Source organism: Colwellia sp. E150_009 (assembly GCF_053543955.1).
Genome location: NZ_JBHFOM010000005.1, coordinates 130,324 through 154,116 on the forward strand (window position 1 = coordinate 130,324; position 23,793 = coordinate 154,116).

Sequence of the window (23,793 nt, forward strand, 5' to 3'; positions counted from 1 at the left end):
TATTTTGTAATGAAACTGTAAGAAATGACTATATATCATTTTTATTTTATAACTAAAATATTTAGCACAAGCATTAGAATGTGTTGGTTTTTCATGTTTAAATTTTGTTTCATGATGGCTTACTGTGCTGGTAAAAGGGTTGCTTTAATTAGTATTACAGGCTCCAGCGGAACATTTTCCCACCCTAGCGCTTCATTGTAGTCTGTTTTAATATTTGCGATGGCTTCAAGTACGTCATCCCCCTCAACAATTGAGCCAAACACGGTATAACCCCAACGTTTTCCTGGATCTAAATTGGTATTGTCATTGATATTAAAAAAGAATTGCCTATTTGCTGTGTGAGGCCGATTTTCTTTGGCCATAGCAATAGTGCCTATTTCATTTTTTAATCCATTTCCTGATTCGTTTACAATATCTCCATTGGTTTTTTTAGGTACAAAATCGACATCATAGCCACCGCCTTGCACAATAAAATCTTCAACAATGCGATGAAAAATAGTATTGTTGTATTCACCTGTGACTACATAGGTTAAAAAATTATCAACTGTAATAGGGGCTTTAACGCGATCAAGTTCAACAATAATGATACCGAGTGATGTTTCTAATTTTACTTTAGGGTAAATATTAGTTGGATCAATAGCAATATTGTTAGCGAATGCTGAAGCACTTATAAGTGTTAGTTTTAGCAATAGTATGCCAGTGACTATTATGTTGAATAAATTTTTCATTGAATTTGTCTCACAATTTTTTATGAAATGAAGCTTACTTTAGCGCATGACTTATTTTTTTGTTCGCTAAAATTTGTTGCAGTAAATTGGTTAAACGTTGGTTAAAGTTACGTTCTAATACAGCAACATCAGCTTGTAAAGGCCCATCACTATTACCTCTATTTGTAAAAGTATTGACTAGTGTTTGTGTGCCGTTATAAACGGTAACTTTTATTACAATTTCTGTTTGTGCGGTATATTTCATCATTTCTTGATTAACACTGATAATTGCTTTTTCTATTGATATATCAATTGCGTTAATCGCATTGTCGTTAATGACTAAACCTTGTGCTTGCCAGTGTTTTCTTAAGCTATTTTTTATTGTGTCTTCTAGCCTGTTTTGAGCTGAAATAAGAGTTGCTGCTTCACCTTTACGCATTATTTGCACAATATGATGCGCTGTGCGCATATCAACCACATTGAATTGAGTTTCTTTGTTGAATGCAACAGAGCGGGGAGTGGCTATGTCTGGCGCTATAATGACATGATTTGGTATATTGGCACAGCCGTTTAGTGTCATCATTGCCATAAACACTGTAGTAAATACGATGGTTTTTAGATAAAAAGAATTGAATTTCATAAGTAAAATCGCTTTAGTATATTTTAACAAATGTTAATACTGCTAGTTATCATTAACGGTGAACTGGCTATTATTTAATTGCCGATTGCGTAACAAATTTATCATTGCTGGCAATAAGTCTTTCGTTGCCAAAAATACGTTTTAACTTGATGTGGTACGCTAATTGCCTGTTGCCAATAATGCGCAATTCCCCACCTTTTTTCAATACTCTATGACTATCTTTAAACATTTGCCAAGCAATATGATCAGTTGTCGCCGTTTGTTGATGAAAAGGGGGGTTACATAAGATTAAATCAACACTGTTACTTCCTACACCCGTTAAACAGTCATTTAAATGAAACTGACACTGTGCGATTAAATCGGGCAAATTAGCGCTAATATTCATTTGTGCTGAGGTAATTGCCATATGTGATTCATCAAAAAATTGTACGTGCGCTGTTGGTTGTTTAGCTAATATACTTAAACCGACAACGCCATTACCGCAGCCTAAGTCAATTACTTCGCAATCATCTTTAATATCAGGTAAGTTATCAATAAAATACCGAGCGCCAATATCTAGCTTCTCTCGGGAATAAACATTTGCATGGTTACTTATAGAAAAGTCACGCTTTAATGCTTTATTTGGCAATGACCAAACCGTAGGAAAAGGTGACTGATGGCACAGTTGAGGATTAAGCCGGCAAAAAACTAAACGGGCTTTTTTTACGGCTAATGACGTGGTGGTGGTGCCTAAATATTTTTCAAATAGTTTAAGCGTTGAACTATGAATTTCTTTTGCTCGATCAGCGGCAATAAAAACAGTGTTTTCTTTTGTATTCTTTTGAATTTGTATTAATTGCTCTATAAGTAATGACTTACTTTTTGGAATTTTATAAAGGATAAGGTTAATATTTTCTGGAAAACTATCTAAGCAATTTAATTGGGTGATATTGTCATGAGCAAGTTGATTATGCGTAATATTATAAGCAATACCCTGGCTGCTAATGTATGAATCATTTATGCAATAAACAGTTGGTTTCTTTTTTGATGCGTCAACTGCATTGTTCAATACTTCAGGAAGACAAAAATGGGTGGTTAGTGCACCAAAGGCATCATTGAAAATAGCGATTCGAGTTTGCTTTGAAACTAACTGTTCAGTTTTTATATGATTAAGTAAGTATTCGTCTGCAGCATCCCAAGCCTGCAAACTTCGGTTAACTTGTGCTATAGGGAAGCGAACAAGGGTTAACTGTTTTTCATCTATAAAAAAGGGGCTTAACATTATAAAAATAGTCTAGGGGCAGTGGGTAAAGATGCGTTATTGTGCCATATCCCTGTGTGACTTCAAAATTATACTTGTTTAACTATTGCTTCGGCCCCATAAAAGTTATTAAAATGAACTGTTAATAACCCTTATTACTGAGAAAATAATGTCTATAGCTACTGTCATAGAAAAAAAATTACGTGCTGCCTTTTCCCCGTTGCATCTGGATGTTATTAACGAAAGTAATAATCATAATGTGCCGCCAGGTAGCGAATCACATTTTAAAGTAACAATTGTATCAAAAAACTTTGAGGGTGAGCGTTTGATCAAACGTCATCGCGCAGTAAATTCAGTACTTTCAGAAGAGTTGTCTGGAAAAATTCATGCCTTAGCCATGCACACATATACCGAAAAAGAGTGGCACGAATTTTACGCAAATAACACTCCTGAATCTCCCAAATGTGCTGGTGGCGGAAAATAGTTACGCAAACTACACGCTCATTTATTTCTTAACTGCTCGTACCTCTTTAATTTGTTAGCAAGGTACAATAGCGAAAATTTATATTATTTATAAAGTTATTCAAAAGGTTTTCTTATGGTAATCAAGCCAAAAATTCGTGGTTTTATATGTACTAATGCTCATCCTGTAGGTTGTGAAGCCCATGTAAATGAACAAATTGCTTATGTAAAAGCACAAGGGGCCAGTAAAAAAGGGCCAAAAAACGTATTAGTTATTGGTGCTTCTACTGGTTATGGCTTAGCTTCACGTATAACGGCAGCCTTTGGTCATAGTGCGAGTACATTAGGTATTTTCTTTGAAAAACCACCTACTGACAAGAAAACAGCCTCAGCTGGTTGGTATAATACGGCCGCTTTTCAAAAAGCGGCAGATGAAGCAGGTATTTATTCAAAAAATATCAATGGTGATGCTTTTTCACATGCAATTAAAGCGCAAGCAATTGAAACTATAAAAACAGATATGGGAAAAATAGATTTGGTTATCTATTCGCTAGCCTCTCCACGTAGAACGGATCCTGACACGGGGGAAGTTTATTCTTCTACGTTAAAACCCATTGGTGAAAGTGTAACTACAAGAAATTTGAATACCTCTAAACGTATAATTGATTCTGTTTCTGTTGAGGCGGCCAATGAAGCCGAAATTCAAGGTACTATTGATGTTATGGGTGGTGCTGACTGGGAATTATGGCTAAATGCGCTAAAAGAAGCTGATGTTTTAGCGCAAGGTGTTAAAACGGTTGCTTATACCTACATAGGTAAAGAACTAACATGGCCAATTTATGGAAAAGCGACTATAGGTAAAGCAAAAGAAGATTTAGACCGAGCAGCCTCTGCTATTAATAGTGCAACTGCTAGCATTAATGGTCAAGCACGCGTTACTTCACTCAATGCCGTAGTAACACAAGCAAGTTCGGCTATTCCTATTATGCCGCTTTATATTTCAGCCATGTTTAAAGTGATGAAAGCTGATGGTACCTATGAAGGCTGCATTGAGCAAATTGCTAATTTGTTTAAAGAAAATATTTATAGTGATACTCCTCGTCTAGATGAACAAGGACGTTTCCGTCAAAACTATAAAGAATTAGAAGATAGTGTACAGCAACGTGTAACAGATATTTGGAATACGGTAGAAACAGACACAATTGACGAATTGACTGACTATGTTGGCTACCATAATGAGTTTTTAAAATTGTTTGGATTTGGCGTTGAAGGTGTTGATTATGATGCTGATGTTAGTCCTGAAGTTGCAATTAATAACTTAAGTTAACGTATTAAAAACTTATGTACTTATTAAAACCGATGTTATGTCGGTTTTTTATATTTAACAGGTTGAGAATAGTAGCAAATTGGTTAAGTTATTTTCCATTAAGAGAAAATAACCTTATAAAATGTGTGGAAATATCTTTTTAGGTGCAAAGCTTACTTGAAGTTTATTTTTTAATATAAACAAAAGCTTATATGTGTTTTAGGTGATATTTGTCACATAATGTGTCATTTTTTTAATTGATAAATCATTAAAAACAAGCTTTTGCACCATTTTAGGGTATGAACTACAACTATAGTATAATTTGTCATGAAAATTTGTTAATCAACGTAGAATCAGTATGGTTGTTTGTGGTAATATTCGCGCCAGAAAATTTAACTTAGAATCAGTGGGTCTTATTTTTTCATTTGAAAAAATAAGTTCTTTGCTGAAATACACTGAAATCAATTACTTAAATATTTTTGTTATTTGGGTTATGCCAATTATTAAAGATGATAAGTCATTGGTTTTTTACTCCCATCAAAAGTAGTGCAAGTGTTTATGATTACAATAAAAGAAGGCTTAGATGTTCCAGTTAAAGGAATACCACAGCAGGTAATCCAAGATGGTCCTTCCATCAAAACTGTTGCAACATTAGGTGAAGAGTTTGTGGGTATGCGACCAACCATGTTTGTTAAAGTGGGTGATCGTGTTAAAAAAGGTCAGGTGATTTTTGAAGATAAAAAGAATCCTGGCGTTAAATTCACAGCTCAAGCTGCCGGTGTTGTTAAAGAAATTAACCGTGGTGAAAAGCGTGTTTTGCAATCTGTTGTTATTGATGTTGATAAAGACAGTAATGAGCAAGTCACATTTTCCCATTTCCCTGCCGACCAGTTAGCAACGGTATCACGTGAAATTGTGGTAAATAACTTGATTGACTCTGGTTTGTGGACTGCATTAAGAACTCGACCATTTAGTAAAATACCTGCGGTAGACTCAACACCAATGGCAATTTTTATTAGCGCAATGGATACTAATCCGCTTGCTGCTGATCCCGAAGTTGTTATTGGTGAGCAAGCTGAAGCGTTTAAAAATGGTTTGACTATTTTATCTCGTTTAACTGACGGTGAAATATTCGTGAATAAAGCGCCAGGTGCAAATATTCCTGTTACGAGTACTGCGCAAGTAAATGAATTTGCAGGTAAGCATCCTGCAGGTTTAGTTGGCACTCACATTCACTTTTTAAAGCCTGTTAGTGCAGAAAAATTTGTTTGGCATATTGGTTATCAAGATGTTATTGCCTATGGTAAATTTTTCACCTCGGGAGAATTAGATAACACGCGTGTTATTTCTCTTGCTGGTCCTGCCGCAAAAAATCCACGCTTAGTACGCACTGTTTTAGGTGCAAGTACCGCTGAGTTAACTGCTGGTGAAGCGATTGACGGTGAATTACGTGTGGTTTCTGGCTCATTGTTAATGGGGTCAACTGCAGCAGCCGTACACGGTTATTTAGGGCGTTATCATGTTCAAATCTGTCTGATTCTAGAAGGTCGTGATAAAGAATTTATGGGGTATATGTATCCTGGTCCTAATAAATTCTCAGTAACGCGCGCTTATATGTCTCATTTCTTCCCTAAGAAATTATTCAATATGACAACCACTACCAATGGTAGTGAACGTGCCATGGTACCTATTGGTAACTTTGAACGTGTTATGCCATTAGATATTTTACCTACCATGTTGTTGCGTGATTTAGTTGCGGGTGATACTGATACAGCGCAGAAACTTGGTGTTTTGGAGCTAGACGAAGAAGATTTAGCGCTTTGTACATTTGTTTGCCCTGGCAAAACAGATTACAGCGTATATCTTCGTGATTGCCTAACCACAATAGAGAAGGAAGGTTAGTCATGGGCTTGAAAAAGTTTATTGAAGATATTGAGCCGCAATTTGAAAAAGGCGGCAAACATGAGAAGTGGTTTGCATTATATGAAGCCGTTGCTACTGGTTTATTTACCCCCGGGCAAGTAAACAAAGGTAAAACTCACGTACGTGATAGCATCGATTTAAAACGCATTATGATCACAGTATGGCTAGCTGTTTTCCCAGCTATGTTCTTTGGTATGTATAACATTGGCTTCCAAGCGGTTGACGCTTTAGTTGCTGGTTATACACTGCCTGATACTTGGCAAACTGCTTTATTTGCAGCACTAGGTGGAACGCTTAATGCCGACTCTGGTTGGTTTAGCATGATGTTCTACGGAGCCATGTTCTTTTTACCTATTTATGCCGTTACTTTTATTGTTGGTGGCTTTTGGGAAATATTATTTGCGGCAGTACGAGGCCATGAAGTGAACGAAGGTTTCTTTGTTTCTTCAATCTTATTTGCGCTTATTGTTCCTGCCACAATTCCTTTATGGCAAGTCGCTATTGGTATAACTTTTGGTATCGTTATAGCTAAAGAAGTCTTTGGTGGCACAGGTAAAAACTTCTTAAACCCAGCATTAGCAGGCCGTGCATTTTTATTCTTTGCTTATCCTGCTCAAATTTCAGGTGATGCTGTTTGGGTTGCTGCTGATGGTTTCTCTGGTGCTACGGCACTCAGTACTGCTAGCCAAGGCTTAAATGATTATTCATTGAATGCTGATTGGTGGAATGCTTTCTGGGGTTTCATCCCAGGTTCTGTTGGAGAAGTGTCAACATTTGCTATTTTGTTAGGTGGTGCTTATATCCTTTATAAAGGCATCGCTTCATGGCGCATTGTGTTAGGTGTGTTCGGTGGTATGGTCGCAACGGCATTTATCTTTAATGCGATTGGTAGCGATACTAATGCCATGTTTGCAATGCCATGGTACTGGCATTTAGTTGTTGGTGGTTTTGCCTTTGGTATGATGTTTATGGCAACGGATCCCGTTTCAGCTTCTTTCACCAATACAGGTAAATACTGGTTTGGTGCTTTAGTTGGTGTCATGGTTGTGTTAGTTCGTGTTGTAAACCCTGCATTCCCTGAAGGCATGATGTTAGCTATTTTATTTGCTAACTTGTTCGCGCCATTGTTTGACTACTTTGTAGTGCAAGGCAATATCAAACGGAGGCTTGCTCGTAATGTCTAATTCCGATACAAAAAAGAAAGAAACATTTGGCTCAACGCTAGTGTTTGTATTTATTATTTGTTTAGTGTGTGCTGCATTGGTATCTATCTCTGCGGTTGGTTTGAAACCATTACAACAAGCTAACAAATTGCTTGATAAGCAAACAAAAATTCTTGAAGCTTCTGGTCTGCTTGAAAAAGCGGGTTCAGACATTGTTGGCACTTATGCTAAATTTGTTGAAGCGAAAATGATTGACCTAAAAACGGGTAAAATCATTGAAGGTGATACAGACATATTTGACGAGCGTTCAGATGCTCGTGATGTTAGCAAAAGTACTAAACCTGAAAATGATATAGCGGGTCTTAGTCGCCGCGCCGATCGTGCTGTAATTTATCTTGTTAAAAACGACCAACAACAATTAGATACTATTGTATTACCGATTGTAGGCTCAGGTTTATGGGATTTAATGTACGGCTTTATTGGTTTGGCACCAGATTTAAATACCGTTCGTAGTGTTGTTTACTCGGATCTTAAGGAAACTCCTGGATTGGGGGCAGAAGTACTTAATCCTAAGTGGAAAGCCTTATGGCCAGGTAAAAAAATGTATAACGAACAAGGTGAAGCCGCTATTCACTTAGTTAAAGGCGGCGCTAAACCAGGTGATGTTAATGGTGTTGATGCGTTGTCAGGTGCCACATTAACCAGTAATGGTGTTACTCGAACTTTACAATTTTGGTTAGGTGACGAAGGCTATGGTCCGTTCGTTACTAGGTTCAAAGAGGGAGGGCTTAACTAATGTCTTCAGATAATAAAAAAGTTCTATTTGGACCTGTTGTAGATAACAATCCAATTGCACTACAAGTATTAGGGGTCTGTTCTGCATTGGCAGTAACTAGCTCTATGGCAAATGCTTTAGTTATGACTGTTGCGGTAATGTTAGTAACTGCATTTTCAAACTTGTTTATCTCAATTATTCGTAATCAAATACCATCAAGTGTGCGTATTATTGTACAAATGGCAATTATAGCCTCGCTTGTAATCGTGGTTGACCAAGTTTTGAAAGCTTTTTCGTATCAATTATCGAAAGAGTTATCAGTTTACATTGGTTTGATCATTACCAACTGTATCGTTATGGGGCGTGCTGAAGCTTTTGCTATGAAAGAAAAGCCTGGTGTGAGCTTTTTAGATGGTATTGGTAATGGTTTAGGCTATGGTGCTGTTTTGATGATTGTTGCTTTCTTCCGTGAGTTATTAGGTTTTGGTACGCTTTTTGGCATCGAAATTTTACAATTAACGCAAAACGGTGGTTGGTATCAAGGTAACGGCTTATTAGTATTACCTTTTAGTTCATTCTTCATTATTGGTTTAACCATCTGGGCAATTCGCCAATGGAAACCAGAACAAGTTGAGAAGGATTGATCATGGAACATTATTTAAGTATTTTTGTTAAAACCATTTTCATTGAGAATATGGCATTAAGCTTTTTCTTAGGTATGTGTACCTTTTTAGCTGTGTCTAAAAAGGTTAGTACCGCTATTGGCTTAGGTGTTGCCGTTGTGGTGGTATTAGGTTTAGCTGTTCCTGCTAACCAAATTATATACCAAGCCATTTTGGCGCCAGGTGCGTTAGATTCAGTGATGGGTATAACTGACCCGAAAGAGTCGATTGATTTAAGCTTCTTATCTTTTATTACCTTTATTGGTGTGATTGCCGCTTTAGTACAAATTTTGGAAATGATTTTAGATAAATATTTCCCCGCTTTGTACCAAGCACTTGGTATTTTCCTACCTTTAATTACGGTTAACTGTGCAATTTTTGGTGCGGTTTCATTTATGGTTGCTAAAAACCTTAACCTTGGTGAAAGTGTTGTTTACGGCATTGGCTCAGGTGTAGGTTGGATGTTAGCGATTGTATTGATGGCGGGTATTCGTGAGAAAATGAAATATTCTGACGTACCTAATGGCCTTAAAGGTTTAGGCATTACATTTATCACAGCTGGATTGATGGCCTTCGGGTTTCTATCTTTCGGTGGTATTTCACTGTAACGATTTAGATAAATAAATAAGGAAGGTCGATGGAAATTATTCTCGGCGTATCGATGTTCACAGCGATAGTGCTTGCCTTAGTATTAGTAATTTTATTTGCTAAATCTAAGTTAGTATCAAGCGGTGACGTAACGATTAGTATAAATGGCGATAAAGACAAGTCAGTAACAACTGCTGCGGGTGGCAAATTATTAGGTGCGTTAGCTGATAAAGGTATTTTTATACCTTCAGCTTGTGGTGGCGGTGGTACTTGTGGCCAATGTCGTGTACATGTACATTCAGGTGGCGGTGATATATTACCAACTGAAGAAGGGCATATTACCAAACGTGAAGCAAAAGAAGGTTGTCGTCTTTCATGTCAGGTTGCTGTTAAGCAAGACATGGAAATTGAAGTAGAAGACGAAATTTTTGGTGTTCAACAATGGGAATGTGAAGTTATCTCTAACGATAACAAAGCAACGTTCATTAAAGAGCTAAAACTTAAAATTCCTAATGGTGAATCAGTACCGTTTAAAGCGGGTGGTTATATCCAAATTGAAGCACCTGCTTATCATGTTAAATACAGCGATTTTGATATCGATGAACAATACCGTGGTGACTGGGAACATTTTGGTTTCTTCGACGTAGAGTCAAAAGTAGATGAGCCAACTTTACGTGCTTATTCAATGGCAAACTATCCTGAAGAGGAAGGCATTATTATGCTGAATGTGCGTATTGCTACGCCGCCTCCAGGAAAATTACATTTGCCAGCAGGTAAGATGTCATCATTTATTTTTAGCTTAAAGCCTGGGGATAAAGTAACTATTTCTGGTCCGTTTGGTGAATTCTTTGCCAAAGAGACTGATGCAGAAATGGTATTTATTGGTGGTGGTGCTGGTATGGCACCAATGCGATCACACATTTTTGACCAACTTAAACGTCTTAAATCAAAACGTAAAATGAGTTTCTGGTACGGTGCACGTTCATTACGTGAAATGTTCTACGAAGATGATTATAACGGCTTAGCGGCTGATAATGATAACTTTGAATGGCATGTAGCGTTGAGTGATCCTCAACCAGAAGATAACTGGGATGGCATGACTGGTTTTATTCACAACGTTCTTTATGAAAACTACTTGAAAGATCATGAAGCGCCAGAAGATTGTGAATACTACATGTGTGGGCCACCAATGATGAATGCTGCGGTTATTCACATGTTGAAAGATCTTGGCGTAGAAGAAGAGAATATACTTCTCGATGATTTTGGCGGCTAATATATTGTAACTTTTATCTCTTTGCTATTTCGCTCAATAGCCGCATCGAAGGTGCTCATTGACTATCGTCAACTCCGCGCCTTCTCTTTGCTCTAGAACGAACTAGCTTTGAGCTGAAAAGCTACAGATGCTGGCATTTTTAAGCTAATTAAAGACGACTTAGGTCGTCTTTATTATTTAAATAAACGTATTGTGAAAGTGTGTTTACTTAAATAATAAATTTGGAAATTTCAAATGAATAAAATCAAACAAATACTTATAGTGCTGTTAGCTGTCAATTTATCGGCTTGCTTTCCTAGTAATAATTCAGGAAAAACAGAAGTACACCTGCAAGGTCGTACAATGGGGACTACTTATAACATTAAGGTGGTTTCGACACCTGAAGAAGTAGAAGCGCTGCAATTGCATTCACAAATTGATGCTCGACTAAAACAAGTCAATCAAGTCATGTCAACTTACATACCTGATTCAGAAATATCACGTTTTAATAAGTCTACGTCTCTTGAACCAGTCGAAGTGTCTGACGGTTTTGCTCGTGTTTTAAGTGAATCTATTCGTTTAGGTGAACTAAGTGGTGGTAAACTAGATATTACCGTTGGACCGTTAGTTAATCTTTGGGGGTTTGGTCCCGATTTACGTCCTGAAACTGCGCCAAGTGATGAATTGATAGCGAGTACTCGCGCTCGTGTTGGATTAAAAAGACTTCATTTAAACGGTACTCAATTGTCTAAGGATATTCCTAACCTGTATATTGATTTATCGACTACTGCTAAAGGCTATGGTGTTGATGTTGTGGCGGAATTGATTGAAGCCAATGGTATTACTAACTATTTGGTAGAAATAGGTGGTGAGATGCGTTTAAGAGGATTTAAGCATACTGGTGAACTTTGGGCTATCGCTATTGAGAAACCTATTTTTGATCCTTCAGGTGAACATAGGGCAGTTCAACAGGTTATTATTCCTAAAGATAATGCAGTTGCTACATCAGGCGATTACCGAAATTATTTTGAAAGTAATGGGCAGCGTTTTTCACATATTATTGATCCCGTCACAGGTAAACCTATAAACCATAACCTAGTATCAGTTACTGTGATAGCACCATCGTCAATGACAGCAGATGGTTTGTCGACAACTTTAATGGTGATGGGAGCAGAGGAAGGTTTAGCCTTTGCCATTAAAAATGATTTAGCGGCATTGTTTGTTTCTAAATCTGAAAATGGCTTTACTGAGCAATTTACGGTAAAATTTAAACAATATTTGAAATAATTGTCACTTAATTTCAATCTAACAATTTCACGAATTATTTATAGGCGTGTATATATTATGATGATTTTTTTAATCACTTTTGGTTTTTTCTTGGTCGTTGGCGCAGCGATGGCAGTTGGTTATATCTTTCAAAAGAAAACCTTAGCAGGAAGCTGTGGTGGCTTAGCTAGCGTTGGTATTGAAAAAGAATGTAATTGCGATAATCCGTGTGAAAAACGACAAGAGCGCGAGCGTATAGCAGAGTTAAATACTAATAAAGAACAACAGAACTTTCAAAATAGAATAGAAGTTGAAAATCTTTAAGAAGCTAATTAAAAAAAGGATCGTAAAATAACGATCCTTTTTCGTGATGCTAGGATTTTAAATAAACTACTATTCATTAAATTGCTATTGAGAACAATACTAAGCCATAAAGTTATTTATTTTAGTGATTATTCCTACACTATCTAGTCCTAACTCCTGATGAATCTCTTCTTGCGTACCATGTTTAACAAAGTGATCAGGAATGCCTATATTTAGGATTCTAATCGCTTCACCTTGCGATAGAATATATTCATTGACAGCAGAGCCAGCACCGCCTGCGATGGCATTGTCTTCAATGGTTACAATAACGTCATGGGTTTGATGAAGTTCATTAATAAGCTGTACATCAAGTGGTTTAACAAAGCGCATGTCAACCAGTGTTGCACTAAATGCCATAGCAGCTTTGTGTGCTTCCGCCAACATAGTGCCAAAGCTTAAAATAGCTATTTTATTCTGCTCAGCTTGAGTTTTATTAATTATTCTACCTTTACCTATTTCAATAACCTCATTAACCGTTGGCAAGGTTTCACCCGTACCATTTCCTCGCGGATAACGTACTACCGTTGGGGTGCTTGCTTTGTGCCCAGTATTAAGCATTAATTGGCATTCACGCTCATTGGCGGGTGCCATAATTGTTAGGTTTGGAATACAGCGTAAAAAGCTTAAATCGAATAATCCTTGATGTGTTGCGCCATCAGCACCGACAACGCCAGCTCTGTCTACTGCAAACATCACAGGTAAGTTTTGAATAGCAACATCATGAATTAATTGGTCATAACCGCGTTGTAGAAAACTTGAGTAAATTGCAACAACAGGGCGTTGACCACCAATAGCTAATCCAGCGGCATAGGTTACAGCGTGTTGCTCTGCAATAGCAACATCGTAGTATTGGTCAGGAAAACGTTGGCTGAACTCAACCATACCAGAGCCCTCACGCATGGCGGGTGTAATAGCGACGAGTTTCTTGTCAATCTCAGCCGTTTTACATAACCAATCACCAAAAATTTGTGAGTAAGTTGGTAAAGAAGCTTTTGCTTTAGGTAAATTATCATCACTTGGATTAAACTTAGGTACAGCATGATATTTAATGGGATCTTGCTCTGCGGCTTGGTAACCCTTACCTTTTTTGGTGGCTATATGCAAAAGCTGTGGCCCTTTTAAGCCTCGCATGTTCTTTATTGTATCAACGAGCCCATTAACATCATGACCATCAATAGGGCCAATATAATTGAAACCGAGCTCTTCAAAAAATGTACTGGGCACTACCATGCCTTTTAAATGTTCTTCTGCACGGCTTGCTAATTCTTTGATAGGAGGAATGTTGTTCAGTAAACGTTTACCGCTTTCTCTAATTCCCGTATAAAGGCTACCTGAAAGCATTCTGGCAAAGTGATTGTTTAATGCGCCCACATTTTCTGATATAGACATCTCGTTATCGTTCAGGATAATTAGCATGTCTTTTTTAATATCACCTGCGTGATTAAGCGCTTCAAAAGCCATGCCCGCTGTCATTGCCCCATCACCAATAACGGCGACTGTTCTTCTATTTAGCCCTTCTTTTTCTGCTGCTACTGATAAACCAAGCGCAGCAGAAATGGAAGTACTTGAGTGACCTACACTTAACGTATCGTATTCGCTTTCTTCACGCCAAGGAAAAGGGTGTAAACCATCTTTTTGTCTTATCGTATGAAGTTGATCACGGCGTCCTGTTAAAATTTTATGGGGATAAGCTTGATGACCAACATCCCATATTAGATGATCAAAAGGTGTGTTATATACGTAATGCAAAGCGACGGTTAGCTCTATAGTACCAAGGCCCGAAGCAAAGTGACCACTACTCTTACTGACTGAATTTAATAAAAACCTGCGTAACTCATTACTGACTCGCGGCAACTGATCTTGTGGGATGTTACGCAAGTCTTTAGGCGAATTAATTTGGGCAAGCAATGGGTAGTCAGCAAGATTTGTCATAGTTTTTCTATAGTTAAATTATGTGTTAACTGATTTATTATTTTAATACTTTTATTTAATAGCTACGTTTAACAATGAATGTAGCAAAATCAGCTAAGGATTGTGTATTGTAAGGCAAACTCGCCAAAGCTTGAAGTGCTTGTTGAAATAAGTTTTCAGCTTTTTGTTGTGCTCCTTGTAAACCAAGCAGTGCAGGGTAAGTACTTTTATTGGAGGCAAGATCAGAACCAGTGGGCTTTCCGAGTTGCTCTTGGGTTGATGTTATATCAATAATATCATCTTGAACTTGATAAGCTAATCCAATAAGTTGGGCGTACTGTTTAAATGCTTGCTTCTCTTGTGTTGAAATATGTGGGGCACACTCAGTAGCCATTAGTACTGAAGCCTCAAGTAATGCGCCTGTTTTCAATGAATGCAAGGTTTCTAGTTGTTCTAAATTAATTTGTTCATCTGTTGCGGCTAAATCTAACGCTTGTCCACCACACATGCCTTGGTAACCAGCGGCAGAAACGAGTTGTTGAATTAATTTAAGCTGCTTAGACTTTATTGCCTCAGAAAAATTATGGTTGGCTAGAATATCAAATGCAAGCGTTTGTAAACTATCACCAGCAAGAATTGCAGTGGCTTCATCAAACGCTTTATGACAAGTTGGTTTTCCACGTCTTAAATCATCATCGTCCATGGCGGGTAAGTCATCATGTAATAGCGAGTAGGCATGTATACATTCTATAGCCGCAGCTATACCGTCAATATCATGTAAGCTAACACCGAGTGCTTCGCCTGTTATATAGGCTAAATAAGGACGAATGCGTTTACCACCAATTAATAGTCCGTAACTCATCGCTTGATGGAGTCTTTTATCATTGATAGGTAGTTGCTCAAGTTGCTGTGCTAAAAATTGGTTAATACGTTCCTGTAAAAGCTCATGGTTAGTTAATATACTCACGAACGTTCACCTGAAGAAATACTATTTTCAGGTAAATCGAATTCTTGAAGCTGCTGCTCACCATTTTTCTCAAGCAGTATTTTTACTTTTTGTTCCGCAGATTGAAGTTTGTTTTGACTTAATTTACTTAAGGTTAAACCTTTTTCAAATAATGCCATTGACTCTTCTAAATCTAGGTCGCCATGCTCTAAACTTTGAACAATACTATCTAACTCATTAAGAGACTCTTCAAAACTCAAATTTTCTAATTTCTTTTTCGCCATTTTTGACCTTCTTTTTAAACAACAGCTTGCTTATACACTAGACTCTTTAAACGCTAGGCGCAAACTTACCATTAGCTATGTGCAATGGTCAACGTAGCTTGGTGCTAATTTTAGTTAATATTATTCTAAATCAGGTATTAAGTTATTGACTATATGGACGATAATAAACATATAACGCGATAAGTAATGGCGAATAGTTTTCTCATAATGTACTATTATTTTATTAGTACATTATGAGTTTTGCAGTTTTAGGAGAGTTTTGTGGATTTAGCAACCTTAATTGGTATCCTTGGTGCCATTTGTTTACTCGTGATGGCGATGGTGTTGTCAGGCGACATTATGATGTTTGCGGATACACAGTCCGTTTTAATTGTTTTTGGGGGGTCTATTTTTATTGTTTTATCCAATTACAGTTTAGGGCAATTCTTCGGAATTGGTAAAATAGTCGCTAAAGCATTTATGTTTAAGTTAGAAAAGCCTGAAGATTTAATTGAGAAAGCAGTAGACATGGCTGATGCAGCACGTAAAGGGGGATTTTTAGCACTTGAAGAAGCTGAAATAACTAATCCTTTTATGCAAAAAGGTATCGACATGCTCGTTGATGGTCATGATGCCGATGTCGTTCGAGCTACGTTACAAAAAGATATAAACCTCACTACTGAGCGGCATGAATCAGGCTCTAATATGATGATGGCTTTGGCTGATGTTGCTCCTGCAATGGGCATGATAGGCACCTTAATTGGATTAGTTGCCATGTTATCTAACATGGATGATCCTAAATCTATTGGCCCCGCTATGGCAGTTGCCTTGTTAACAACGCTTTATGGTGCTTTTTTAGCAAATGTTATCGCTATTCCCCTAGCGTCTAAATTAAAGTTGCGCATGGCTGAAGAAAAAATGAATCAAGAATTAGTGCTTGATGCGGTACTAGGCATACAAGATGGCCAAAACCCGCGTGTTATTGAAGGATTACTGAAAAATTATTTAGCTGAAGGTAAGCGTAAAGCTGGAACTGCTGATGACGAGTAGCGCTGAATTAATCTACGGGAGGTTGTATGGCTGAACAAGAATGCAAATGCCCACCTCCAGGGTTACCTGCTTGGATGGGAACTTTCGCTGATCTCATGTCATTATTGATGTGCTTCTTTGTTTTGCTATTGTCTTTTTCTGAAATGGACGTGATGAAGTTTAAACAAATAGCAGGTTCTATGAAGTTTGCGTTTGGTGTACAAAATAAAATAGAAGTAAAAGACATCCCCAAAGGCACAAGTATTATTGCGCAGGAATTTAGGCCCGGAAAACCTGATCCAACGCCTATCGAGCTGTTACAGCAACAAACCATGGAAATGACCCAACAAATGTTGGAATTTCAAGCAGGTGAAGAAACTTCTGCTGGTGGGCGTCAAGAGCAGCGTGGGGAAGAACGTGGCGGTAACGCACAAAATACCGAAGACTCATTATCTGCACAGGCTTTGCGACAAGCGCAAGAGCAAATGGAAAAAGCAGCACAAGAGCAAGTGAATGATTTAGTGAAAAAAGTGGCTGAACAGCTTGAACAACAAATTTTAGATGGTGCCATTGAAGTTGAGTCATTAGGACAGCAAATTATTATTAGAATTCGAGAAAATGGTTCATTTCCTTCCGGATCTGCATTTTTACAACCTAAGTTCAAACCTATTATCAGACAAATTGGTGAGTTACTCAATACTATGCCAGGCGAAGTGATGATTTCAGGGAATACAGATAACCGTGGCGTTGATTCAGAGTTATTTGATTCAAATTGGGATTTATCAAGTAAGCGAGCCGTTGCTATTGCACATGAAATGATTAAAGTGCCAGGTTTTGACCAAACACGTTTAATTGTGGCTGGACATGCAGACACCCGACCACTAGTACCTAATACTAATGCGTTAAATCGTCGACGAAACCGCCGTGTTGAGATTTCAATTAATCAAGGTAAAGCGAAAGAAAGTGAGCCAATTCAAATAACACAATAATGCAATGTTAGCGACAAGATAGTTAGCTTTGATGTTGTAAGATAGTTAAAATATCAAATTGATTTTTTAACTATTGAGTTGATTCACTTAACTAAAGATTACCTTCGCCATGCTGTGTATCATAGGTGAATATTACAAATGATGCTCTTATTGTTTTATTTGTTAAAACAATAAGAGCATTTATAGCCATAAAGATACTGCGGCACAGCCCTTAAAATAATCCTCCTAGTTGGTATAGCTTTTGCTAATTCTTAATTAGCGTCAAAAATTTATCATTAAGAGCAAGCTGTATCCAATGCAATTAACCACCTATTTTAATCAAATTAATAAGAAAAACTTATCCCAAATATCGGGGCTTGGTACACCGCTATTAGTTATGGCTGCTTTAGGTATGGTTATTTTACCAATGCCAGCGTGGCTGCTTGATGTACTTTTTTCTTTCAATATCGCTTTATCATTAGTAGTGCTATTAATTACGGTTTATACCCTGAAACCACTAGAGTTTGGTTCATTCCCTTCTGTTATTCTTATCGCAACTATTTTGCGCTTAGCACTAAACGTAGCGAGTACCCGGGTTGTTTTACTTGAAGGTCATGACGGCACTGATGCGGCAGGTAAAGTGATTGAAGCTTTTGGCTCAGTAGTTATTGGTGGTAACTATGCTGTTGGTTTAGTGGTTTTTTTGATTCTCATTATTATCAATTTTGTTGTAGTTACTAAAGGGGCAGGGCGTATTGCTGAAGTAACAGCACGTTTCACGCTAGATGCTATGCCTGGCAAACAAATGGCAATAGATGCTGATTTAAATGCGGGGTTTATTAACGCTGAACAAGCAAGAGAACGCCGTATTGAAGTAACAAGTGAAGCTGATTTTTATGGTTCTATGGATGGTGCCAGTAAATTTGTTAAAGGTGATGCGATTGCCGGTATTTTGATTTTATTCATTAATATCATTGGTGGCTTAGTTATTGGCATGGTACAGCACGAACTTAGCTTTGATAGTGCGGTTGAAATTTATACATTACTTACTATCGGTGACGGTTTAGTGGCGCAAATACCAGGTTTATTATTATCTGTTGCCACAGCCATTGTTGTTACACGTCAAAATACCTCTCAAGATATGGGAGATCAAGTAAGTAGCCAGTTAGGGCAAGCAAAATCACTTTATATTGCAGCTGGGGTTATGTTTGTCATGGGTGTTATACCAGGCATGCCTCATTTTGCTTTTTTACTGTTTGCAGTCGGTATTGGTGCCATGGCTTATGTAGGTAGCAGACATAAAATTACCAAGGCAATTGAGCTAGAAAAAATAGCAGAAGAAGAGCAAGTGCAAACGCAGCAAAAAGAAGAAGAAGTTAAGGAATTGAATTGGGATGATGTGCATCATGTAGATGTTATTGGTTTAGAAATTGGCTATCGTTTGATTCCTTTAGTTGATAAAGCGCAAGGTGGAGAATTACTTAGCAGAATCAAAGGTGTACGTAAGAAGTTGTCGCAAGAGTTTGGCTTTTTAGTGCCGCCAGTACACATTCGTGACAACTTAGACTTAGACCCTAATAGTTATCAAATATCTTTAATGGGTGTCACAATTGGTAAAGCAGAAATACGTCATGATCAAGCATTAGCGATTAACCCAGGACAAGTGTTTGGTAAACTTGAAGGGGTTGTCACAAAAGATCCGGCTTTTGGTTTAGATGCGGTTTGGATTAACCAAAATCAACGCGAGCAAGCACAAACATTAGGTTATACCGTGGTTGACTCAGCAACTGTATTAGCAACCCATTTAAGCCAAATATTAACGAATAATGCTTCTCAATTGTTAGGACATGAAGAAGTACAAAACTTGTTGGATATGCTAGCGAAAACGTATCCTAAACTTGTTGAAGGTTTTATTCCAGATACACTTTCGTTGGGTACTGTTGTTAAGGTACTACAAAGTTTAATGAATGAAGGTGTGGCTGTTCGTGATATGCGTTCGATTATTCAAACCTTGGTTGAGTATGGGCCTAAGAGCCAAGATGCCGAAGTACTAACGGCGGCAGTGAGAATTAGCTTACGAAAATTTATTATCCAAGATCTTGTTGGCCCAGCCCATGAAGTACCTGTCATAACCTTGGCGCCTGAGTTGGAACAGATGTTGCACCAGTCTATGCAAATGGCAGGAGATGATGGCGCAGGTATTGAACCTGGATTAGCAGAACGGTTGCAGAAATCTTTAACAGAGGGGGCTCAACAGCAGGAATTGGCAGGCGATACACCAATATTGTTAACTTCTGGAATTCTACGATCAGTGCTGGCTAAATTTGTAAAATACACTATACCAAGTTTAAGGGTTATTTCTTATCAAGAAATACCTGATGACAAGCAAATTAAAATTGTTAGTGCCATTGGACAATAAATAAAAGTAACGAGAAAAATAGTGCGAGTAATGAAATTGCCGAAATTCGGTCGGTTATTTCACAAGTCGACACTTGAAAATTGCACTAAATGAGGAGTTCACTGTGAAAATAAGACGTTTTGTAGGCAAAGATATGCGTAGCGCATTAGCCCAAATAAAAGAAGAATTAGGTGTAGATGCAGTTATTATGTCTAATAAAAAAATTCCTGAAGGCGTCGAGTTAATGGCAGCGGTTGATTATAATCAACCAACACCGCAAGAAACTTCTCATACAAGTAGTACGCACAGTCAAGATGAGCAGAATAGTCGTGAAGTATCAAATGATACGGTTAGTCTTACTCAATCATCACCACTATCAACTGAGGTAGGGGCATCAGAGACCAAATCAAATACTGCAACAAACACACAAATGCCTGTAGATAGCCTATCTGCATTATTGAATAGACAGGTTCAGCATCAACCAAAAATAAATGAGGCAGTAAACAATACTAATAACACATTACCAATCAGCACCGAACATATTAATTTAGGGGCAGAACCTCAAATACCTAGCCAAGATGAAAATATTGAAGATCAACTACGTAGCTTTACCGAGCGATTACGCCACTCTAAGCCTGACGGTACTATTCTTTCGCCAGAAGCCGTTAATACACAAAGTAATGGACAAGATGAAAATCATATTTCTTTAGAAGCTGAGCATATGGCAAGCAAAATACAAACAAAGCAGTCTACGGGGCAACAGGCAGATCAAAATGGCTATGCTACCCAAGAAAATTTTGATAAAATGCAGCAAGAAATGGCCTCTATTAGAAAGTTATTAGAGCATCAAGTATCGGGCTTGATGTGGCAAGAGATGGCCCAAAAAGAACCACAGAGAGCGGTCTTAGTTAATCGCCTTTTAGGTTTAGGTTTAAATGACCAAATTGCCGATCAAATAGCGGGTTATGTACCTAGTCAATATAATGACACTGAAGCATGGCAGCAAGCAACTAAGCTAATTGGTGAGCAACTTAATACAACTCAAAACGATATTATTCATCGTGGTGGTGTTGTTGCGTTAGTTGGTCCTACAGGTGTAGGAAAAACAACAACTATTGCTAAACTTGCCGCACGTTTTGCACAAGTACATGGTCATGAGCATGTTGCACTGATTTCAACAGATACATACCGAATAGCGGGTTTTGAACAACTTGCAACCTATGGAAAAATTATTGGTTGCCAAGTAAAGTTGGCAAAAGACAGCCAAGCATTAGATTTATTACTTGAACAGTTTTCTAACAAGAAATTAATTCTAATCGATACGGCAGGTATGGGACAAAGAGATATTCGTTTAGCTGAAAATTTAGCTAACCTAGTAGCTAATACTCGCGTTAGAATAAGAAATTATTTAGTGCTTGCAGCTAACAGCCAGCAACAGGTTATGCAAGAAAATGTAGATAGGTTTAAAAAAGTACCGTTGTCGGGTTCTATTTATACTAAACTTGATGAAAGCGTAAGTATTGGTGAAATAATTACAACTTCAATTCAAAATGGCTTGCCAATAGGTTATCTTACGGATGGGCAGAGAGTGCCAGAAGATATTAAAGTTGCAAATGTTGAAAAATTAGTTACGCTTGCCGATAAAATGGCAGCAAAGAACAATGTCACTTATGCTCAACGAACAGTTAGGCCGATGCCAAGAACGCAAGCCGTAGCTGTATAGCAGCGTTTAAATTGACGTATTTTAGTGAACTATGCATTAACTACTAGCAATAATATAAGAGAAATATAAGAAGTAATAAATGTCAGATCAAGCGAGTGGCTTAAGAAAAATGCAGGACTTAAAAAAAGTTAAAGTAGTAGCAGTTTCAGGTGGCAAGGGAGGGGTTGGTAAAACCAACGTCTCATTAAACACAGCTGTTGCTCTTGGTCAACAAGGTAAACGAGTATTAGTCTTAGATGCCGATTTGGGGTTAGCTAATGTTGATGTTATGTTAGGCTTACGAGTACAACGTAATCTTTCCCATGTGTTATCAGGTGAATGTGAACTAGATGATATTATTATCACTGGCCCTAGTAACATAAAAATTATTCCAGCGACTTCTGGATCTCAATCTATGGTTGATCTAACCCATGCAGAACATGCAGGGTTGATACGTGCTTTTAGCGAAATGAAAACTCAGTTTGATGTACTCATTGTTGATACGGCGGCTGGTATCTCTGATATGGTATTGAGCTTCACTCGCGCAGCACAAGATGTCATGTTAGTTGTATGTGATGAACCTACCTCGATTACCGATTGCTATGCACTAATGAAATTACTTAGTCGAGATCACAATGTTTTCAAATTTAAAGTGGTTGCCAATATGGTGCGCAGTCCTAAAGAAGGGCAACAATTATTTGCAAAATTGACAAAAGTTACGGATAGGTTTTTAGATGTGGCACTTGAATTAGTTGCCGTGATCCCTTTTGATGAAAATATTCGAAAATCAGTGCGCAAGCAGCAAGTGATTGTTGAAGCCTTTCCAGACTCCCCAGCAGCCATTGCATTTAAGGATTTGGCTAAAAATCTTAGTCGTTGGCCAGTACCGCATCAAGCATCAGGTCACTTGGAATTTTTTATTGAACAATTACTCGATTACTAACTTTTAATTAATATCACTCGTTTGTTGAACATTAAAGACCCAACAAGCATTTTAAAATAATTTTGGTGGGAATAGTAAAAAGTGGTAAAAACTAATGCCTATATCAACCCAATTGACAAAACAGTGTTACTTGAACAATATACTGTATTGGTTAAACGAATAGCCTATCACTTGCTAGCACGTTTGCCTGCGAGTGTCATGGTTGATGATTTAATTCAATCGGGTATGATCGGCTTATTTGAAGCAGCGAATAATTTCGACAACACCAAAGGTGCTAGTTTCGAAACGTTTGCAGGTATTCGCATTCGCGGAGCGATGCTTGATGAAATGCGCCGTGGAGATTGGACTCCTAGGTCAGTGCATAAAAATAGCCGTATGGTTACGGAAGCTATTAAGCAACTAGAAGCCAGTTTAGGGCGGGATGTAACAGATATAGAAGTTGCTGAAAAGCTTGAAATTTCATTAAATGAGTATCATCATATATTAAGTGAAGTGAGTACTGGTAAAATACTTGGTATTAATGACTTAGGCGTGAATGAAGATGCACTGATGCTTGATAGCACGTGCCAAAGTGATGACCCATATCAAAGTATTGAGCACAAAGCCTTTAAAAAAGGTTTAAGTGAGTGTATTAGTACTTTACCAGAACGTGAAGCTCTAGTACTGTCTCTATATTACGATGAAGAATTGAATTTACGTGAAATTGGACAAATACTGGATGTGAGTGAATCGCGCGTCAGCCAAATTCATAGTCAAGCAATGCACAGGTTAAAAGCTCGTATGCAATCTTGGCAAAGTTAAGTACAATAATAATTATGTTAACCTTTAGAAATATGAATGTTTAGCCGGAGGGTGTCTTGGATAAAAATATGAAAGTGCTTGTTGTTGATGATTTTTCAACTATGAGACGAATAGTGAAAAATTTGTTACGTGATTTAGGCTTTACAAACATTCAAGAAGCGGATGACGGTAGTACAGCTTTACCTATGCTTCAGAATGGCGATTTTGATTTTGTTGTCACTGATTGGAACATGCCGGGAATGCAAGGTATTGACTTGTTAAAAGCTATTCGCGCAGATGCAAATTTAGCTCACATCCCCGTATTATTAATTACAGCTGAAGCAAAGAAAGAGCAAATAGTAATGGCAGCTCAAGCAGGTGTAAATGGTTATATTGTTAAACCATTTACTGCTGCTACCTTAAAAACGAAATTAGATAAAATCTTCGAACGTTTAGGTTAGTTTTTATTTAGGTGGGCTGCTTACAGTCCACAAAAAACATTTGTT

General features: G+C 37.7%; 23 protein-coding genes. 17 read left to right on the forward strand and 6 right to left on the reverse strand.

Features of this window, described 5'->3' with window-relative positions:
• Positions 1–119: 119 nt before the first annotated feature.
• From ACE1OF_RS04090 to ACE1OF_RS04100, 3 genes are all read right to left on the reverse strand, one after another.
• Entirely contained in the window at positions 120–728 is a 609-nt protein-coding gene (locus tag ACE1OF_RS04090; protein WP_448892963.1) for a peptidylprolyl isomerase, read from the reverse strand.
• Positions 729–762: 34 nt separating this feature from the next.
• Complete coding sequence (locus ACE1OF_RS04095) at positions 763–1,347, reverse strand: YajG family lipoprotein (RefSeq protein ID WP_448892964.1); 585 nt, start codon at positions 1,345–1,347, stop codon at positions 763–765.
• Positions 1,348–1,417: 70 nt separating this feature from the next.
• Positions 1,418–2,608 carry a methyltransferase gene (locus tag ACE1OF_RS04100; RefSeq protein ID WP_448892965.1) on the reverse strand — a complete coding sequence of 397 codons (1,191 nt, stop codon included), beginning with the start codon at positions 2,606–2,608 and terminating at the stop codon, positions 1,418–1,420.
• 148 nt (positions 2,609–2,756) lie between these two features.
• Here ACE1OF_RS04100 and bolA point away from each other — a divergent pair, with 148 nt between their 5' ends.
• From bolA to nqrM, 10 genes are all read left to right on the forward strand, one after another.
• Positions 2,757–3,071: a transcriptional regulator BolA gene (bolA, locus tag ACE1OF_RS04105; RefSeq protein ID WP_448892966.1), complete on the forward strand. Its 315-nt coding sequence runs from the start codon at positions 2,757–2,759 to the stop codon at positions 3,069–3,071.
• Positions 3,072–3,185: 114 nt separating this feature from the next.
• On the forward strand, positions 3,186–4,376 hold the full coding sequence (gene fabV, locus ACE1OF_RS04110) for an enoyl-ACP reductase FabV (protein WP_448892967.1): 1,191 nt from the start codon (positions 3,186–3,188) through the stop codon (positions 4,374–4,376).
• A gap of 537 nt (positions 4,377–4,913) precedes the next feature.
• Positions 4,914–6,257 (forward strand): Na(+)-translocating NADH-quinone reductase subunit A, encoded by a 1,344-nt coding sequence (locus tag ACE1OF_RS04115; protein ID WP_448892968.1) that lies wholly within the window; start codon positions 4,914–4,916, stop codon positions 6,255–6,257.
• A gap of 2 nt (positions 6,258–6,259) precedes the next feature.
• The gene (locus ACE1OF_RS04120; protein ID WP_448892969.1) at positions 6,260–7,462 is read left to right on the forward strand and encodes an NADH:ubiquinone reductase (Na(+)-transporting) subunit B; all 1,203 of its coding nucleotides are present in this window, start codon (positions 6,260–6,262) and stop codon (positions 7,460–7,462) included.
• Entirely contained in the window at positions 7,455–8,237 is a 783-nt protein-coding gene (locus tag ACE1OF_RS04125; RefSeq protein WP_448892970.1) for a Na(+)-translocating NADH-quinone reductase subunit C, read from the forward strand. Before ACE1OF_RS04120 ends, ACE1OF_RS04125 begins: the two co-directional genes overlap by 8 nt.
• Entirely contained in the window at positions 8,237–8,860 is a 624-nt protein-coding gene (locus ACE1OF_RS04130) for an NADH:ubiquinone reductase (Na(+)-transporting) subunit D (RefSeq protein ID WP_448892971.1), read from the forward strand. Before ACE1OF_RS04125 ends, ACE1OF_RS04130 begins: the two co-directional genes overlap by 1 nt.
• A gap of 2 nt (positions 8,861–8,862) precedes the next feature.
• On the forward strand, positions 8,863–9,486 hold the full coding sequence (gene nqrE / locus ACE1OF_RS04135; protein ID WP_448892972.1) for an NADH:ubiquinone reductase (Na(+)-transporting) subunit E: 624 nt from the start codon (positions 8,863–8,865) through the stop codon (positions 9,484–9,486).
• 29 nt (positions 9,487–9,515) lie between these two features.
• Entirely contained in the window at positions 9,516–10,739 is a 1,224-nt protein-coding gene (nqrF, locus tag ACE1OF_RS04140) for an NADH:ubiquinone reductase (Na(+)-transporting) subunit F (protein WP_448892973.1), read from the forward strand.
• Between the two features lie 234 nt (positions 10,740–10,973).
• The gene (locus tag ACE1OF_RS04145) at positions 10,974–12,005 is read left to right on the forward strand and encodes an FAD:protein FMN transferase (protein WP_448892974.1); all 1,032 of its coding nucleotides are present in this window, start codon (positions 10,974–10,976) and stop codon (positions 12,003–12,005) included.
• 57 nt (positions 12,006–12,062) lie between these two features.
• On the forward strand, positions 12,063–12,308 hold the full coding sequence (gene nqrM / locus ACE1OF_RS04150) for a (Na+)-NQR maturation NqrM (RefSeq protein ID WP_448892975.1): 246 nt from the start codon (positions 12,063–12,065) through the stop codon (positions 12,306–12,308).
• A gap of 99 nt (positions 12,309–12,407) precedes the next feature.
• Here nqrM and dxs read toward each other — a convergent pair whose 3' ends face one another.
• From dxs to xseB, 3 genes are read right to left on the reverse strand one after another with little or no spacing between them, the layout of a single operon-like run.
• Positions 12,408–14,279, reverse strand: a complete 1,872-nt coding sequence (gene dxs / locus ACE1OF_RS04155) for a 1-deoxy-D-xylulose-5-phosphate synthase (protein ID WP_448892976.1) — start codon at positions 14,277–14,279, stop codon at positions 12,408–12,410.
• 55 nt (positions 14,280–14,334) lie between these two features.
• Positions 14,335–15,225, reverse strand: coding sequence for a (2E,6E)-farnesyl diphosphate synthase (gene ispA / locus ACE1OF_RS04160; RefSeq protein ID WP_448892977.1), 891 nt, complete (start codon positions 15,223–15,225; stop codon positions 14,335–14,337).
• Positions 15,222–15,488 carry an exodeoxyribonuclease VII small subunit gene (gene xseB, locus ACE1OF_RS04165; protein WP_448892978.1) on the reverse strand — a complete coding sequence of 89 codons (267 nt, stop codon included), beginning with the start codon at positions 15,486–15,488 and terminating at the stop codon, positions 15,222–15,224. The genes ispA and xseB overlap by 4 nt, the downstream gene beginning before the upstream one ends.
• Positions 15,489–15,749: 261 nt before the next feature.
• On the opposite strand from xseB, the gene pomA reads away from it, so the two are divergent.
• From pomA to cheY, 7 genes are all read left to right on the forward strand, one after another.
• Positions 15,750–16,517 carry a flagellar motor protein PomA gene (gene pomA / locus ACE1OF_RS04170; protein ID WP_448892979.1) on the forward strand — a complete coding sequence of 256 codons (768 nt, stop codon included), beginning with the start codon at positions 15,750–15,752 and terminating at the stop codon, positions 16,515–16,517.
• A gap of 26 nt (positions 16,518–16,543) precedes the next feature.
• Positions 16,544–17,485, forward strand: a complete 942-nt coding sequence (locus ACE1OF_RS04175) for a flagellar motor protein MotB (RefSeq protein WP_448892980.1) — start codon at positions 16,544–16,546, stop codon at positions 17,483–17,485.
• 295 nt (positions 17,486–17,780) lie between these two features.
• Positions 17,781–19,883 carry a flagellar biosynthesis protein FlhA gene (gene flhA / locus ACE1OF_RS04180; protein WP_448892981.1) on the forward strand — a complete coding sequence of 701 codons (2,103 nt, stop codon included), beginning with the start codon at positions 17,781–17,783 and terminating at the stop codon, positions 19,881–19,883.
• A 103-nt stretch (positions 19,884–19,986) separates the two neighbouring features.
• Positions 19,987–21,585, forward strand: a complete 1,599-nt coding sequence (flhF, locus tag ACE1OF_RS04185; RefSeq protein WP_448892982.1) for a flagellar biosynthesis protein FlhF — start codon at positions 19,987–19,989, stop codon at positions 21,583–21,585.
• Positions 21,586–21,664: 79 nt separating this feature from the next.
• Positions 21,665–22,507 carry a MinD/ParA family ATP-binding protein gene (locus ACE1OF_RS04190; protein WP_448892983.1) on the forward strand — a complete coding sequence of 281 codons (843 nt, stop codon included), beginning with the start codon at positions 21,665–21,667 and terminating at the stop codon, positions 22,505–22,507.
• Positions 22,508–22,588: 81 nt separating this feature from the next.
• On the forward strand, positions 22,589–23,308 hold the full coding sequence (locus ACE1OF_RS04195; RefSeq protein WP_448892984.1) for an RNA polymerase sigma factor FliA: 720 nt from the start codon (positions 22,589–22,591) through the stop codon (positions 23,306–23,308).
• A gap of 56 nt (positions 23,309–23,364) precedes the next feature.
• The gene (gene cheY / locus ACE1OF_RS04200) at positions 23,365–23,748 is read left to right on the forward strand and encodes a chemotaxis response regulator CheY (RefSeq protein ID WP_242287081.1); all 384 of its coding nucleotides are present in this window, start codon (positions 23,365–23,367) and stop codon (positions 23,746–23,748) included.
• The last annotated feature ends 45 nt before the right edge of the window (positions 23,749–23,793 follow it).